The sequence below is a fragment of the Ruminococcus sp. B05 genome (assembly GCF_003628495.1).
Lineage (GTDB): Bacteria > Bacillota > Clostridia > Lachnospirales > Lachnospiraceae > Schaedlerella > Schaedlerella hominis.
Window position 1 is genome coordinate 213,596 of sequence record NZ_RBZR01000001.1, and the last position, 17,341, is coordinate 230,936.

Annotated in this window: 13 protein-coding genes; 12 read left to right on the top strand and 1 reads right to left on the bottom strand. The window is 38.6% G+C overall.

All coding sequences use genetic code 11. The features are described 5' to 3' along the window. The first annotated feature begins 125 nt into the window (after nucleotides 1-125). The 3 genes from D8Q48_RS00805 to D8Q48_RS00815 all read left to right on the top strand — a co-directional run bounded on the left by D8Q48_RS00805 (nucleotide 126) and on the right by D8Q48_RS00815 (nucleotide 4,517). The gene (locus tag D8Q48_RS00805) at nucleotides 126-887 is read left to right on the top strand and encodes an SDR family oxidoreductase (protein WP_121055087.1); all 762 of its coding nucleotides are present in this window, start codon (nucleotides 126-128) and stop codon (nucleotides 885-887) included. 150 nt (nucleotides 888-1,037) lie between these two features. Beyond that, nucleotides 1,038-2,549, top strand: a complete 1,512-nt coding sequence (locus D8Q48_RS00810) for a CoA-transferase (RefSeq protein WP_117989260.1) — start codon at nucleotides 1,038-1,040, stop codon at nucleotides 2,547-2,549. Between the two features lie 255 nt (nucleotides 2,550-2,804). Further along, on the top strand, nucleotides 2,805-4,517 hold the full coding sequence (locus D8Q48_RS00815; RefSeq protein WP_243116190.1) for an AAA family ATPase: 1,713 nt from the start codon (nucleotides 2,805-2,807) through the stop codon (nucleotides 4,515-4,517). Between the two features lie 133 nt (nucleotides 4,518-4,650). On the opposite strand, the gene D8Q48_RS00820 is transcribed toward D8Q48_RS00815, so the two are convergent. Then, nucleotides 4,651-5,409, bottom strand: a complete 759-nt coding sequence (locus D8Q48_RS00820; RefSeq protein ID WP_117989259.1) for an AraC family transcriptional regulator — start codon at nucleotides 5,407-5,409, stop codon at nucleotides 4,651-4,653. A 145-nt stretch (nucleotides 5,410-5,554) separates the two neighbouring features. Between D8Q48_RS00820 and D8Q48_RS00825 the strand changes: the two genes are divergently transcribed. The 9 genes from D8Q48_RS00825 (at nucleotide 5,555) to D8Q48_RS00860 (ending at nucleotide 17,307) form a co-directional block, all read left to right on the top strand. After that, nucleotides 5,555-7,972: a glycoside hydrolase family 3 C-terminal domain-containing protein gene (locus D8Q48_RS00825; RefSeq protein ID WP_121055089.1), complete on the top strand. Its 2,418-nt coding sequence runs from the start codon at nucleotides 5,555-5,557 to the stop codon at nucleotides 7,970-7,972. Nucleotides 7,973-7,990: 18 nt separating this feature from the next. Beyond that, the gene (locus D8Q48_RS00830; RefSeq protein ID WP_121055091.1) at nucleotides 7,991-9,436 is read left to right on the top strand and encodes a glycoside-pentoside-hexuronide (GPH):cation symporter; all 1,446 of its coding nucleotides are present in this window, start codon (nucleotides 7,991-7,993) and stop codon (nucleotides 9,434-9,436) included. A gap of 54 nt (nucleotides 9,437-9,490) precedes the next feature. Next, nucleotides 9,491-9,658 (top strand): hypothetical protein, encoded by a 168-nt coding sequence (locus D8Q48_RS17070; protein WP_172696934.1) that lies wholly within the window; start codon nucleotides 9,491-9,493, stop codon nucleotides 9,656-9,658. A 67-nt stretch (nucleotides 9,659-9,725) separates the two neighbouring features. Then, nucleotides 9,726-10,313 carry a hypothetical protein gene (locus tag D8Q48_RS00835; RefSeq protein WP_117539304.1) on the top strand — a complete coding sequence of 196 codons (588 nt, stop codon included), beginning with the start codon at nucleotides 9,726-9,728 and terminating at the stop codon, nucleotides 10,311-10,313. Between the two features lie 4 nt (nucleotides 10,314-10,317). Then, the gene (locus D8Q48_RS00840; protein ID WP_117539302.1) at nucleotides 10,318-10,641 is read left to right on the top strand and encodes a hypothetical protein; all 324 of its coding nucleotides are present in this window, start codon (nucleotides 10,318-10,320) and stop codon (nucleotides 10,639-10,641) included. Nucleotides 10,642-10,827: 186 nt separating this feature from the next. After that, a complete protein-coding gene (locus tag D8Q48_RS17750; RefSeq protein ID WP_117539300.1) occupies nucleotides 10,828-11,244 on the top strand; it encodes an MmcQ/YjbR family DNA-binding protein in 417 nt (138 codons plus the stop codon). A gap of 72 nt (nucleotides 11,245-11,316) precedes the next feature. Then, on the top strand, nucleotides 11,317-12,129 hold the full coding sequence (gene srtB / locus D8Q48_RS00850) for a class B sortase (protein WP_117874607.1): 813 nt from the start codon (nucleotides 11,317-11,319) through the stop codon (nucleotides 12,127-12,129). Between the two features lie 43 nt (nucleotides 12,130-12,172). Next, complete coding sequence (locus tag D8Q48_RS00855; RefSeq protein ID WP_243116191.1) at nucleotides 12,173-14,641, top strand: discoidin domain-containing protein; 2,469 nt, start codon at nucleotides 12,173-12,175, stop codon at nucleotides 14,639-14,641. Then, nucleotides 14,614-17,307: an FN3 associated domain-containing protein gene (locus D8Q48_RS00860; RefSeq protein WP_243116192.1), complete on the top strand. Its 2,694-nt coding sequence runs from the start codon at nucleotides 14,614-14,616 to the stop codon at nucleotides 17,305-17,307. The genes D8Q48_RS00855 and D8Q48_RS00860 overlap by 28 nt, the downstream gene beginning before the upstream one ends. The last annotated feature ends 34 nt before the right edge of the window (nucleotides 17,308-17,341 follow it).

Sequence of the window (17,341 nt, forward strand, 5' to 3'; positions counted from 1 at the left end):
AGAATTTTATAAAGTTGGTAAAAATCTATAAAAGAAATATTCTTTTCATAAAAAGTCTATTGCATAATCAACAAAAAATGTTATAATTGTCCTATTGAGTATTGTACGTATAGGAGGATTTTGAGATGAAACAGTTAAATGAAAAAGTGGCTATCGTAACAGGAGCCGGACAGGGAATTGGAAAAGGAATTGCACTTTGTCTTGCAAAGAGGGGAGTAAAGATTATTGCGACAGGACGACGTCTTGAACCAATCGAGCAGACAATCGCTGAGATTAAAGAGCTTGGTGGAGAAGGCTTCGCTATGTCTTGTGACTCAGCAGACAGAGCAAGAGTAGAAGAAGTTGTTAAAGCAGCAGCTGATACATATGGAACAGTAGATGTTATTGTAAACAATGCACAGGCAATCGTTCCATCGGCTTCAGTTGAGGATACTACATATGACAATATGCTTAAAGCCTGGGAAAGTGGTGTGATTGGTTCTCTTAACTATATGCAGGCAGCATTTCCTTATATGAAAGAACAGCACGAAGGAAGAGTGATCAACTTTGCTTCGGCAACAGGTATGTTTGGTATAGCTGGACAGTTAGCGTATGGCTCTAATAAAGAAGCATTACGAGGTATGACTAAGATTGCAGCAAAAGAATGGGGACAGTATGGAATCTGTGTAAATATCGTACTCCCAGGAGCAGAATCACCTGCAGCAAAAGCATGGGCTGAGAAATTCCCGGAGGAATATGCAAAACAGGTAAACTTAAATCCTATGAAACGTTTTGGAGACCCTGAAATTGATATTGCTCCAGTCATCGCATTCCTTGCAGGACCAGATTCATGCTATTATTCAGGTCAGAGCGTAATTGTAGATGGTGCAAATTCAATTATGCCATAATTAAATTACGTAAAAGAATATTATAAGAAAGGCTCCCAGCTGGTTGAAGGCAATCAGCTGGGAGCCTTTCTTGTAAATTTATGATGATTGATTTCCTGAGATAGTGTATAATGAACGGTAAGAATATTTGGGATAAGGAGAAATTACATCATGTATGAAATAATGACTGCCGATGAGGCAATCCGGCTGATTCGGGACGGAGACTGTATCTGCGTGAATTCATTTGTTGGAATAGAGAATCCAATTGAACTTCACGAGGCAATTTATAGAAGATATCAGAAGATGCAGTCACCAACACATCTGACAATGATTTCCAGTGCCGGATTTGGTGTCTGGGATGATGAACATAATGCGGAAGGGTATATCAGAGAAGGAGCCGTAGACAAGCTTATTTGCGGGCATTTTGGGGCAATGTTAAGTACAAAAAAACTTGTTTTAGAAGACCGGTTTGAAGCATATAACTTGCCACTTGGATGTATTTCACACGCTATTCGTGCTCAGGCAGGCGGGCTTCCTGGCGCACTCTCAAAGGTTGGTCTGGACATTTTTGTGGATCCAAGAAAAGAAGGACCCGGAATTAATAGAATCTCAATTGATGATTCGTTGGTTAAGCATGTGGAAGTGGATGGGGAGGAATTCCTTTATTATAAATTGCCAAAGATTAATATTGCATTGATTAAAGGAACAGCGGCAGACAGAAAGGGAAATATCACTTTTGATGATATGTTTATGTCGGGTGATGCGTTGTCTATTTGTCAGGCAGTTAAGGCAAATCGTGGAAAGGTGATTGTTCAGGTAGACCGTTTGGTTGATACTCCGTCACGACCGAGAAATGCAATTATTCCGGGATGTCTGGTAGATGCAATTGTTGTAGTAGAACCAGAAACAAGAAATGAAGCTTATACAGCATTAACCGGAAGCTTTGAGATTCCATATGAAGAATGGAATACATGGAGTGAACGTTTGGATTTAGTTTCAGTGAAGCAGTCAAAGAATAATACAGTAGCGAATATAATCGGAAAACGTGCATCAAAGGAATTGCGAGTGGATGATATTGTAAATATTGGAATCGGTATTCCGGAGATGGTTTCACGTTTTGCAAGAAAGAGTGGAATGCTTGACATGGTGACATTGACGGTTGAGTCAGGAGGAATCGGCGGTTTTCCAGTTTCTGGTGAGGCATTTGGAGCAATGATTGGTGCGGCATCTGTCTATGATATGGCAAACCAGTTCGATCTTTATGACAATGGCGGATTGGATGTCTGCTTTATGGGTGCTCTTGAAGTAGATAAAGAAGGAAATGTTAATGCACATCGTGGACCGGGAGCATTTGCAGGAATCGGAGGATTTGCGAATATCACATCTAAGACACCGACAGTTGTTTTCTGTTTTAGTTTTACTGCAAAAGGTCTTGAGGTTTCACAGACAAAAGGAATTGTAACGGTTGAGAAGGAAGGGACAATTCCTAAATTCGTGGATCAAGTCAAGAGTATCAGTTTTTCAGCCGGACGTGCAATTGCAAATGGTCAGAAGGTGCTTTACGTGACAGAACGCTGCGTATTTCGCCTGACACCGAAGGGACTGAAACTGATAGAGGTTTATCCGGGGATTGATGTACAGAAAGATATTCTGTATCTTCTACCATTTGAGGTGGAAGTATAGGTGCATTCCATAATGATGATAGCAGCAAACGATTCGCAGTTCATGCGGTATGTATAGATACACAGAAAACAAGTGAGGAATGATCATGGAAAGCAAAGAGAAGCAGATGACATAGAATGAACAAGAGTTAATTCCAAGCTGGAACGGGAAGAATATATATTGGAATTACTATGTCAGTGGGAGAACCAGCAAATCATAGTAAGACCTTGCAGACGACTGAAAAAAAGGCTATACTCATAATAACCAATTGAGGAGGTGATCTGTACGGAAAATTTAAAAAAACTGCCAGTTGGCTTTGATGATTTCAAGAAGATTCGAGAAAATCATTTTTATTATGTAGATAAGACACAACTTATTGAGCATCTTCTGCAAAAATGGGGCGAGGTGAACCTTTTTACCAGACCGCGCCGATTTGGAAAAACTTTAAATATGAGCATGCTTAAGAACTTTTTTGAAATAGGAACAGATGAGACCTTATTTGAGGGGCTTTATATTTCAGAGAATCAGAAACTCTGTGAAGAATATATGGGGAAGTATCCGGTGATATTTTTGTCAATGAAAGATGTTGACGGGTTGACGTATGATGAAGCTGAAAATGCATTAATTCAGCTCATTGGAAGTGAGGCTGCAAGGTTTCCTTTTTTATTAAACAGTGATAAACTTTCTGAAACAGAAAAGGAGCAGTATCGTGGTTTCACAATCATCCAAAACGGGAAATATTGTATAGACAAAGGTTTCTTGATTTCATCATTGAAAGTTTTGGCTCAGCTTTTATATAAGCATTATGATCAGAAAGCCATTATTCTGATCGATGAGTATGATGTGCCTCTGGATAAAGCATTCCAGCATGGATATTATAAGGAAATGGAATCTCTGATCCGAGGCTTATTCGGGCAGGCGTTAAAAACAAACAGTTTTCTGCAGTTCGCTGTGCTGGCAGGCTGTCTTCGTGTGTCAAAAGAAAGCATTTTTACAGGGCTGAACAACTTCAAAGTTTATTCGGCCGATGATGTTCAGTATGACGAAGAATTTGGATTTACGACTGAAGACGTAAAGAAAATTCTGGCAGACTACAACCAACAAGACCATTTTGAAGAAATGAAAGAATGGTACGATGGGTATCATTTTGGAAATGCGGACATTTACTGTCCGTGGGATGTGATTAATTACATCGATGATCTTATGAGTGATTCAAAAGCAAAACCAAAGGCGTATTGGATCAACAGCAGTGGAAATGATCTTGTGAAGCGTTTTATAGACAAGGCTGATACGACCACCAGGGATGAAATCGAGCAGTTGATTACAGGAAAGGCTGTCCAGAAGAGAATCCGGCTGGATCTGACTTATGATGAGATTGATAACAGCGCAGAAAATGTGTGGAGTGTACTGTTCACAACTGGATATCTCACACGGCTTGGTGAGTCTGAAAATGGAATGTATAAGCTGGTGATTCCAAATAAAGAAGTCTTGGAAGTTTTTGTCCTTCAAATCCGTGAGTGGTTTGACCGGGTTGTTGCAAATGACCAGGCGTCTACAAAGAAAATCAACTGTGGATTTCTGGAAGGAAAAGTAGAGGATATAGAACAGGAACTGACGATGTTCCTTGGGGAAACAATCAGCGTGCTGGATACAAAGGCACGGAATGAGGAAAAAGAAATATTCTATCATGGCATTTTGATTGACATTCTGAAAAGCAAATCTGATTGGGCGGTCAGATCGAACAGAGAGTCCGGAGATGGATTCGCGGATATTCTGGTGAAACCTAAGAATCCGGATGCAGGGATTATCATGGAGTTGAAATATGCACATTCTTTCAATGATCTGGAGCAGGCATGCGAGAGGGCATTGGAACAGATCAAAGACCGAAGATACGACCAGGCATTGCGCGAGGACGGACGGAACGAAATACTCGCATATGGAATCGCATTTTATAAAAAACGCTGTAAAGTTGTAGTAGAAAGGCTCTAGAGGGACAATTATTTATATAATGACGCCAGTATTATTTCTACTATCAATTGGCTGCTATTTTGTAAAAAGTAGAAATTTTAAAAGTAAAAAATAAGGATAGCGTTTCATTGTCGTTATCCTTATTTTTTATGTTTTACCAACTAATTTGGCGGTGCAGTTTACGATATTGTCCGGGAGTTATACCAGTGTATCTCTTAAAAATAGAAATAAAATAACTTTGAGATGAAAAATTCAAGTAAGTACTGATTTCACCCAGACTATAGTCGGAATGTGCCAGTAAATTCTGTGCCTTTTCAATAAGAACTTTATGGATAAAAACAGTAAGCGTCTGTCCGGTTTCTTTATGGAACAGGGCAGACAGATATTTAGGTGTTAAATTAACTAAAGATGCCAGTTGATTTAAGGTTAAAGTTTTATTTTTACCATGATAGATATAATCAATGACGCGAGAAATAGCTGGTGAATAGTAGTTTTTTGGCGTCTTTTTTGCTTCAGCAACACGAAGCGTAAATTCAATAGCCATCTGTTCATTTAATTTCATTAAAGCGTCAACATCGGTACATTGTTCCATTTTTCGTATATATACATCACTTAAGGAAAAAGCAGTTTCCTCATTAAGTCCTCCTTCGATGGCATATCTGGTAACTAAAGTTGTATTAGCAATACTTGCATAAAAAAGTAATTTTAATTTGGAATTGGAAGAGGTCATCTTTCCGTAAACAGTTGTTGGAAGTGAATAATAGGTATTCTCCAATGCATGAATATCTCCGCTTGAAACACATTCGAGAATTGCCTTTTCCTGTGCATAAGATGTATGTATCCGTTCATTTTCTGCATTTTCCAACATTTCATGTGTGAGTGAAAAATTGATGTCTGACTTCATTTTATACATAGGTAATTCCTCCTGTCAAAAACACGATAAATTGACATAAAACACGATAAATCAATATAATTATATGCCGGAAATAGATAAAATGCAATTAAGAGAATAAGAGAGAGGAGATTGGCATTAAATATTATACGAGAGGGGATAAGCCATGAACATTGATAAAATATGCGAACAGTTAACAATAGATGAAAAAATCCGGCTTTTAGGTGGTGTTGGTGATTGGCATACTTATGACTGTAATGGGAAAATCCCCTCTATTATGATGACAGACGGACCACATGGGATTCGAAAACTGGAGCAGGAAAAGGTTGGGGATATTGAAACCAGCAAGCCAGCGACCTGTTTTCCGACTGCGAGTGCAATAGCCTGCAGTTGGAATCCTACTATTGTTAAAAAGATGGGCGAAGCGATTGCAAGAGAAGCGAAAAAAGAGCAGATATCCATTGTGTTAGGCTGTGGAATCAATATCAAGCGTTCTCCATTATGTGGAAGAAATTTTGAATATTTCAGTGAAGATCCGTATTTGACAGGAAAGCTGGCAACGGGATATATAGAAGGTGTACAGAGTCTTGGAATAGGTACGAGTTTAAAGCATTATGCTGTTAATTCACAGGAAACAAGACGAATGACATCCAATAGCCAGATTGATGAAAGAACTCTTAGGGAAATATATCTGTCGGCTTTTGAAGAAGTTGTGAAAAAAGCAAAACCGACTTCTGTAATGGCTTCATACAACAGGATTAATGGAGAATTTGGAGCAAGAAATAAATACTTACTGACAGATGTTCTGAGAAAAGAATGGAAATATCAAGGTGGTGTGGTGTCGGATTGGGGAGCAGCAAATGATATTGTAAGCTGTATGAAAAATGGTCTGACACTGGAAATGCCAGATCCGAAAGGCTTCCACACAGACGTGTTAAAAGAAGCGTATAAGGATGGTTGGATTACGGATCAGGAACTGGATAACTGGACTAAGAATGTTCTGCAGAATTTTGTATCACTTCATAAAAATATAGAAGAAAATTATGAGGTAGATATGGAAGAACAGAATCAGGTGGCACGTAAACTGGAAAATGAAAGTGCAGTACTTTTGAAAAATAATAGTGTTTTGCCAATTGGAAAAGAGAAGAAGGTAATCATTATTGGAGAGCTTGCCAGGCAGATGCGGTTTCAGGGAGGTGGGAGTAGTCATATCCAGCCGACGAAGATGACAAATGCGATTGAAGCAATACGTGAAAAAGGATATCAGGTAACTTATATACAGGGATATCAGAATGAAAAGGAAGAATTAGGAGAAAAGCAACTACAGGATACGATAGAAAAACTGAAACAGGAATATAGAAAAAAAGATTGTGTGATTCTATATTTTATCGGTCTTACAGAATCTTACGAAGGAGAAGGATACGATAGGAAAAATCTTAAAATCCCTCAAAATCAGGAAGAGCTGTTGGCTGAAATTGCAGAAACTGTCGGAAAAGATCATATTGTTGCAATTAGTTTCGGTGGTGCGCCTATGGATTTTAGTTTTGAAAAGAATGTAGGAGCAATTCTTCACATGTACCTCGGAGGACAGGCTGTAGGAGAATCTGTTGCTGACTTAATCAGTGGAGAAGTGAATCCATCCGGTAAATTGGCAGAGACAATTCCGTTTTCAGAAAAAGATACTCCTGCATGGAGATATTTTGCACCTCCGAATGATGATGTAGAATACAGGGAAAGTATTTTTGTGGGTTATCGTTACTATGAGACATTCCATGTTCCGGTAAAATATCCGTTTGGTTATGGACTTTCCTATACTTCTTTTTCCTATTCGGAATTGAATGTACCGGAAGTGTATAGTGGTGGAAAGATACAAATTCGTTTTAAAATTAAAAATATCGGAAAAGTGAGTGGAGCAGAAATAGCACAGTTATATGTCTGCCCGAACGAATCAGATGTTATCAGAAGCCATATAGAATTAAAGGGATTTCAAAAAATATATCTGCATCCGGGAGAAGAAAAAGAAGTTATATTAGAGCTGGATGAAAGAAGTTTTTCCGTCTATGATGTAGAGAAAAAAGCCTTTTCCATGTTAAGCGGCAAATATCAGATCTGTATCGGAGCATCGGTACATGATTTGCAATTAAAGGCGAATATAGAAGTAGTAGGAAATAGTTATTTTAGAAATGAAAGAGAACTGTTTCCGGATTATTTTAGAGAGCAGTCACATGGAATGGAAATCAGTGCAGAACAATTTTATCAGCTATTAGGCGTTGAACCAAAACATGACAAAGAAAAAAAGCGTGGAGAGTATACGGTTTACGATTCCTATCAGGATGTGGTAAATGTCTCAATGTTTGGAAAATTTGTTCGTGGAGTCGTACATATCGGACTTAAGATTATGCTTCGGGGAAAATCAGAGCAGGACCCGGCCTTTAAAATGGTAAAAATGGGAGTGGAAGAAGGAAATCTGGAAGGTCTGATTGCCACCAGTGGTGGAATTGCAACTCCGAAGTTAATCGATATGTTAGTTTACAATGCAAATAAAAAATATTTGCAGGCTTTTAAAAGACTGCTGAAGAAATAGAGAGAGGGGGAGTCGTATATGGAAAACAATAAATTGGATAAACGCACAAAATGGAGCTATTGTATAGGAGCAACCGGAAGAGATATGGCGTATGCACTCGTCTCTATGTTTCTTCTTACATATATTCAGTATACGATGAAACTGACAGTTGCCCAATATGCAGTAATATCAGCAATTATGGTAGTGTGTCTGCTGTGGGATGCCATTAATGATCCAATGATGGGAATTATTATTGAAAATTCGCATTTGAAAGCCGGAAAATTTAAAGCTTGGATTTTTATAGGAGTAATTTTAAACAGCCTGGTAATTATCTGCCTGTTTACAGTAAGACCGGAAGGATGGGGATTTGTCGCATTTTTTGGAGTGGGATATCTTTTATGGGGAATGACTTACACAATGAATGATATTGCCTATTGGGGAATGCTGCCGAGTCTTACATCAGATCCGGGAGAACGGAACTGGCTGGTAACCGTACAGGGAATTTTTATCTGTATCGGACAGTTTTCTGTTGCGGGTCTGCTCCCTGATATGGTAGCAGGAAATGCGATTATGGCGTATCGGACGGCTGCGATTGTGATTGCTTTTTGTTTTATTGGTTTCCAGCTTCTTACAGTGTTTGGAGTAAAAGAGAGAAAACGACCGGAAAAGAAGAGAACACTGTCATTAAAAGATATGTTTCATATATTTCTGAGGAATGATCAGTTGATAGTGATTGGAATTGCATGTTTATTATTCCAAATCGGAAATGGTCTTCTGATTATGATTGGAATGAATTTCTTTTATTTTGAATTTGGATATTCTGTAGGTGGCAGTCTTGTATTTTGGTTTACAATTATGTATGGATTAGGAACGCTGATATCAGAGGCATCTTTTGCGTGGCTTTCCTCAAAATTCACACGAAATCAGATTATAACTGCAGCTACCGTCATTACAGTCATTGGGTATATGCTTTTTATGAGTGTAGGCTACATTTTACCAAAGAGTGTTGTTTTACTGAATATCATCGGTTTCCTGATCTTCTTTTCACAGGGGGCATTCAACATGACGATGATTGTCATGTTAAATAATACTATAGAGTATGATGAAGTCCGGTTTCATGAACGACATGACAGTATTATCTCAGCAGTAAGATCTTTTGCAACAAAGCTGGCCAGTGCAGTTGATCAGGCGGTTGTTGCGTTAATACTGATTATAAGCAATATCTATGCAATCAGTCAGAAAATATCCGGATTAGAAATAAAAGCTGGTATAGGAGAACTTACTTCGGAAAATGTAATTGTACAGGCAGATAAATTTATCCAGACAGCAGATGCCGGACAAAGATTTATATTGCGTCTTGGAATTGTAGCTGTTCCGGTAATTTCTATAGGAGCTGCTTATATACTGATTAAACGGAAATATATCATTGACGAACGTAAGTATGAAGAACTGGTAGCGGAAATAAAAAGCACAAATAAAAAATGATTCAATTAGTTGTGATGACCTTATAATTGATGAGTTTAGAAAAAGGTGATATGAATGACAATTGATGATTTTATATATGAAAATAGTATTGTACGTGATAATGGTTCTGAATATACAGCAGATCATATAGATAGGGTGATAGAATCTGTTTGTAATAATTATGGATTAACTATAAAAATGATTTCTACAAATTATGTTTTTCCACGTATTATAAAATCATGAACAAACACATTTTAAATATGAGAATGATAAAGTTCAAAAAGCATTTGATTTAAAGAATATAGAAGATATGCTAGATATAGTACATAGACTTTATGAGAATTATGATGAATCATATTGTAAAGAAAAATATTTGAAAAGTAAATCAGAATTATTAGAAATGATTAATTCTGCAATGTCAGATACTGATTTGAAAGAAGAACTGTTATGTGATACATATTCATTTAATAATTGTATCTCGGTATATAGAAAGGTTTGGGAAAAGAAATATTCAGAAAAAGAGATTATTACTAAATGTTCAGAAACAATTCGTATCGTGAATTATTATAATTCTATATTGATTTCATTAAAGACTTTTTGGCAAAAGTGTAATTGCAATATTGATGAAGTAAATATTCATCAACAGGCGATATCAATGAGGATGTATCTTTTTGAAGTTATTCCTGCAATACAAATCATACAACAAGATTTGCAAGATTACGAAGATGAAAATCTATGGAATTATAATGGTTTTGAGGACAATTATAATCTTGAAAATATGTTGTATTCTTATTTTTTTAATGAAAAGGCTCTTGAATATTGGAAGAATATATTCTCATCTGATACTTGTGAAAAATTATCAGATCAAGATATATATAAATTGTTAAATTGGAGGTAAGAAAATGAAAATTAAACTTGAAGTAGCTTATACGAATGAAGAAACAATCAGTCAATTAGATTCAGCGTTGGAAGAAATAGAAGATATTAAGGTTGAAAAATTTGAACAAAATGGGTTTGATGGTTTCGATCTTTTATATTACTTTTTGGAAACAGGTACGGCTGTTGTTTTAATAGAAAAACTTTGTAAGATTATTATTGCATTTATAAAGAGAAATGATTCGAAAAGTTTTAAAGCTAATGGAATAGAATGTGTTGGCTATAGTGAAAAAGAGGTAGAAAAATTAGTTGAGAAGATAAAAGAATCAACTAAAAATGAATCAGAATAATAATAAATATAAATGGTATAGAGAAGGAATGGAAAGCTATCAGAGGAAAAAACTGGTAGTTTTCTTTTGCTTCAAAAACAGAGACTTGTTAAAAAAGCTATTGTAATAAGCGAATCAGAAAAGTTATAATAAATGATAATGGATGGCAAGAGGTCATCCATTCATTAGAAAAAAGAAGGAATCCCCATGAACCAACAAGAAATATTCACATACATCCAAAAGCAATACCCCATCCATCCAGACACCATCACCAAATCCGGATACCCCGTCACCATCTTCAAAAACCCAAGAACTGCCGCACCTTATGTCATCTTTTACCAATCAGCCGAAAGAACAACTTTCATGGAAGTTCAGGCAGAGCCGGACATGATAGGCAACTACATCGAAATGTACCATCTTGCTCCGGCAAAGCACATGGATCAGAAGCACTGGCTGGCAGTTCCGCTGGACGGTTCTGTCAGCGATTCAAAAGTTCTGGATTTACTCGATATGAGCTACGACCTCGTAGACGGACAGGCAGAAGCAGATGGAGAAACAGGAGCAGATAGACAGATAGGGGCAGACGGACAGGCAACAGACAGTACGCCAGAAGAAAAAGATTGACAATTCTGACCACACATTCCATAATGACGATAGTGGTTCGAGAGAACTAACAGGAAAAATGGGAGAGACAACATGAAGAAAAAAAGCTCATACCGATGGCTGATATGGATCATATTGGCAGTGGTTTTGATCGGGGTAGCACTTATGCATATCCTGCCCCCATACATCGACCGATGGAAATCTGCCAGAGATTATGACAAACTTGCCGAAGAGTATGTAAATGATGAGTCCGAACCAGATGATGGAAAGCAGAAGAAAAAAGACTGGTGGGCTACAGATGTAAAAGTAGAGTTTGACAAGTTGAAAGCTGAGAATCCAGATGTCATCGGATGGATACGGTTTGATAATCAGGATGAACTTGGCATCAATTATCCAATTCTGTATTCAGGAGACAATCAGAAATATCTGAGAACCGACCTGCATGGCAACAGTCACATCGCAGGATGTATCTTTTTGGAAGGCCTTAACAAATCTGATTTTTCGGATTATTACAACATTATCTATGGTCATAATATGAATGACGGAAGCATGTTCGGGAGCCTGAAAAAATATAAGGATGACGGTTTCTGGAAAGAGAATCAATACTTCACTGTATATTCTGAGACAACCGCCTACCGTTATCGAATCTTCTCTTATGAGGATGCAGTCAATGGCGGTGATGTATACAAAGTAGGATACCAGCCGGGCGAAGAGTATCAGAAATTTATCGACCAGATGATAAAAGATTCCGATGTTGATACAGGAGTAAAGCCGCAGACCAGTAACAAGATACTGACACTTTCTACCTGTACAGGGAACGGATACAGCAAGCGGCTTGCCATCCATGCAGTCTGCATTGACGCACAAACTACAGATGAGTCAAAATTAAAGGAAACAGGAAATTAACTATGAAAATATCCAAAAGTATGTCGAAAAAATATCCAAAAACATGTTTTTGGATGAGCGTGTAGATGTATCCGGTATCGAGATTGAGAATGTTGTGGCAGTACGTTATGAATGTACACAAAAAGGCTCAGGCAATAAATGGCCATCTATGAGAGAATTCAAAGTATCCACAACACCGGAGACAGGAGTTGAGTTTACGAAAGAAGTCATCCGTACACAGGACGGATGGGCTCCATATCAAGGAGAAGAAAGTAACTTGATTGACGAAAATACACAGACATCAATCTGGTATAATGTAAGACAGAATGGAAATCCGGCAAATACTACAATCAAAGGTGACTATGTCGGAGTGAAATTATCACAGCCAATCACGTTAGGTAAAATTGATATTTTACAGGGTAAGAATGACAATGATGGTGATTACTTCAAGAATGTAAAATTGCAGTATTCAGTAAATGGAACAGACTGGAAGGATATTCCGGGTGTAGAGCCGTTTAAAAATACAAGACATATTCAGGTAGATCTTTCGGACAAAAACATCGAGGCACAGTATGTTCGTCTGGAAAATCAGGAGAGCTGGATTGCTTTCAGAGAATTTGATGTAGATGCAAAAGTATTTTACAATGCGAAAGCATATACAAACGTAGATGCATATAAAGATTTTGGGGCAAACGTATTTGCAGATTCAGCAGAGCTGGCTCCACAAAATGACATTGCGTTGGAGAAAGATCAATATATTGGTCTGAAATTAGATCGTGTACATGAGATTACAACGATTGAGAATCAGTTAAAAGATGCAGACGGTATTACATTAGAAGTATCGAAAAACGGATACGAATGGACTGAGTATGCAGCTGGAAAGAATGTAGATGCACGTTATGTACGTCTCATCAACAAGACAGATGCGAAGAAAACATTCGATATTCAGAAGTTGTCATTGAAGACATTTGAGATTTATGAAAAATCACTTGTAGCTGATCAGACAACGTTTGCAATCGGTGAGGCGGCAAGCAATCCGGCAACAAACCTGTTTGACGGAGACCGCACGACACAGGTTATCTATCAGGGAAGCCAAAATCAGGGCGCAAAATTTGTCTATGATCTGGGACAGACAATTGACCTGAAGACATTGAAAGTAGTATGTAGAGACAGTGAGATTGATTTCCCACATCACGCAAAGATTTCAGTATCAACAGATGGTCAAAAGTGGACAGATGTGATGACAATCGGTAATCAGGATAAAGAAAATGAAGGCGAAGCTTCAAACGAAGATAATATCAATGATGTACCTCCGTTACATGAGACTTCTTACAATGCAAAATTGGAAGAAAATATCAACCAGAAAGCTCGTTTTATCAAGTTTGAGATTACAAGAACAAAAGTAGGTTCAGATAAATGGGTGAGATTCCAGGAATTTGAGATCAATGGCGGTGAGTATATGCCGACAGTGAACGACCCGACATTTGAAAGTGACTGTCTGGATACAAGAAACGGAAAATATGCATACATGGTAGATGCTGATTTGTCTACAGCATTTGTTCCGGCAAAAGAAACAGGAACATTGAACTATACAGTTTCTGACAATAACAATGTCAATGTGATTAAGATCATTCAGGGAGCAGACGCAATTTCCAATGCGACTGTAAAAGCCCGCACATTGAAAAATCCGGACAAATGGATTACACTTGGAACGCTTGCACAGACAGTAAATGAGTTCGTATTAGAAAAAGATACCGTTCTCTTAGATGTGAAATTAGAGTGGAAAAATGTGACACCATCTATCACAGAATTAGTATTTGCAAAAACAGATACTGTGAATGTGGACAAAGCAGAACTGAAAAAGCTGTTAGACAACAAAGAAGATACTTCTTCTTGGACAACAGACAGTAAGCAGGCATATGATGCGGCAATTGCAGCAGGTCAGAAAGTATATGACAGCGAACATGCAAGCAAAGGAAGCGTTGACAGCGCAGTACTTGCAATTAAAAATGCAGTGGCAGACAAAGAGTTGAAAGGCGATATGTCAAAATTGCAGGCAGCATTGGACAAGGCGCTGAAAGATTCTGAGAACTACACAGCAAGAACATGGCGTGTATACAGCAACGCAGTAAGTGCGATTGAAACAGCAATGGAAAATGCGGATAATACATCAGTAGCAGATGTAGAAAAATTACTTGCAGATTTAGAGGCGGCAAAATCAGCGCTTGTATACAATCCGTCTGCAATGGAAGAATGTATGCTCGCAGTGCAGGCAGAAAATGACTTTATCAATGCAACAGATAAATCTATCTATACAGAAGAGTCTTGGAATAATTTTGTTGCGGCAAAAGAAGCAGTGGAACAGCTGATTGAAAAGAACAAGACAACACCGGTACACCCATCAGAATTTAAAGATGCATTGAAAGCGTTGAAAGATGCAAAAGAGGGATTGACTTTTGTACCGGTAGCACCTGTATCAAAAGAAGTGTTGTCTGGATTGATTATATGTCTGAGACGAATGTGGAGGAATTGAAAGAGAAGGCAACAGCATTTTTAAAACAACTCCATCCGGATCTGATCAAGATTAAAGAAGAACTGCAGTCGGCGATTGACCGTTCTTCAAAAGAACTGGGAAGTATTCTGACAAAAGCAAAACAGATGGATCAATTATACCGCACATATCTGCAAGAAGCAGAGAACGTATATTATCTGACTGATCAGGAAGGGCTTGCCTACAATGAGATTGATACTATTTACAATCAGTTGAGAGAATTGCGCAATACATTGCTGGAAAACACAGGGGATATGGAATACTATCAGAAGGCAGAAAGTCAGCTTACTGATACCGCGGCACAATTAGAAAAACAGATGGAGAACCGGGTGATTTCATTTAGTAAAGATTCCGGAATCATTGGGGAGGACCGGGCGCTTACTTTGAGTAAGAGTGAGAATGCTAAAAATTATGAGATCCGCTATACAACAGATGGAAGTATTCCGAGAAAGACATCAGAAAACTACGAGAAACCACTTCAGTTGAGTGATCAGGAGGACACTGTTGTCAGAGCAGCATTGTTCTATAAAGAGCAGAGAGTCAGTCAGGTATATACAAAGAAATATATGACAGAAGGTATTTCCGTTAAAGATTTGGTAGTATCCCATGAAAACCATTGGGGAGATACTTATGCAAAAGAGAAGATGATTGACGGAAATCCGGCGACAAGATGGGCATCAAAAGGTGTAGATACTTCCAAACCGATGGAGCTCACATTGACATTTGCAAAAGCAGAGCTACTCAGCCAGATGAAATTTGACCTCTTTGTGTCAAGAAATAATGCGATTGGTGCATTTGAAATTCAAGCGCTTGTGGATGGAACCTACCAGACAGTGTACGAAGGTACAAAGATGGGGGATATCAATGATAAGGTGGGAGATGTAGATGGAAACAGCGAAGGGTATCATGCATATTACTTAGCGGAATTTCCGGAGATCAATACGGATTCTGTAAAAGTGATACTGAAAGCAGGATTCTTAGGCGAACCATCTCTGTATGAGGTGACACCACTTTGTGCAGGTGTTCCGGCAGATAAAGCTGGTGACGCAGCAGAATTGGAGAGCATGATTGGATTGGCAGAGGAAGCAGACCGTACATCAGACTATTATGTAAATGCACCGCAGGAACTAAAAGATGCATTTGAAGAAAGCATTTCAGATGGAAAAGAAATGTTGAAAGCATCACAGGATTTGATGGATTCCAGAACCGAATTTTTATCAAATAGATATGACCGTCTTGGCTTTGGGGAGACAGATAAATCGGCGCTGGAGACATTGATTGCACGGGCAGAAGAAGCGCTGAAAGGCGAGTATACAAATGAGTCGTTGTACCAGTTAAAGAAAGTGCTTGCGGAAGCAAAAGAAGTTTTGGCTGATGAGAGTGCAAAGCAGCCAACAGTCGATCAGACAGCGCAGAAACTGCAAAAAGCATTAGATAACTTGGAACAGGGAGGATTTGAAGAGATACAGGTTCCTTCAGGAGAGCTGCAAGGCTCTGACAAATGGATTCAGGCAGGTAAATTCAAGGCGACAGCAGATGACAATGCGGGACCGTTGACGTATGAATTTACCGGACATTTCATACAGGTTCCGACTGTAAAAGGAGATGACCACGGAGTCATTCGGGTGACGCTTCAGGATCAATCCGGAAAACAAATTTATCAGGAAGAGATTGATACATATGCGCAAAACCGAGTGGAAGGAACAGAGCTGATGCAGGAGGAATTTGCAGAAGGCTCGTATACGATTCAGTTTGAGCGAGTGGGAAAAAGCACACAGGCACAGGATAAAAGAGGCTGGGTTGAGGTTGGCGCACTGACGATTCGGAAAGAAAAGAAAGAAATGGTGGATAGATGCAAGCTTGAAGAAGAATTGAAGCTTTGTGAGGGTCTGAATGAAAAAGAGTATACAACAGAAAGCTGGACTGCGCTTCAAGAAGTTGTAAAAAGTGCAACAGAACTTTTGAAAAAACCAGATGAAGAGACCTGTACATCTGAGATGAACGATAAAGCAGCGGAAGTAGAAGCGGCAAGGGAAAATCTCCAGAAAGTGACGGTAGATATATCGGAACTGAAAGAGGTCATTAAGACAGCGAAAGCAATTTCTTCGGAGGGATACACAAAAGAAAGTTTTGAGGCACTGCAGCAGGGTATCAGAGAAGCAGAGGTATTGTTAAATGGCACATATACACAGGATGAGGTAAATGAAAAGACGGCCATTTTGAAACAGCGAATCAGCGGACTGCGTGCGGATAAGACTGCACTTCAAGAAAAGTATGATAAGATTAAAGATATGACACAAGGTCAGGCGACGGATGAGTCATGGAAAGAGTTTACAGGACTTAGAGAACAGGCGAAAAATGTATTGGACAATCCAAATGCAACACCGAATGAGGTATCTGAAATCTTAGAAAAGCTGAACAAATTTGAATTTACATACAAGGATAAAGAGAGCGGAGAAGAAGATAAAAAGGATCCGAATCCGGGCACTTCGGGAGATTCCAAACAACAGGGAACTTCTGATACATCTCACAAAAAGGAGAGTGTAAAAACGGGAGACACTACAGCCATTGCTGTTCCAGTCGCAGGAATTGTGGGAGTAGCAGTATTGTTGTATGTGATGAGAAAAAGACGAAAAATAGAATCATAATATGTAAAGCGGCTATGAGGCAAACTCACAGCCG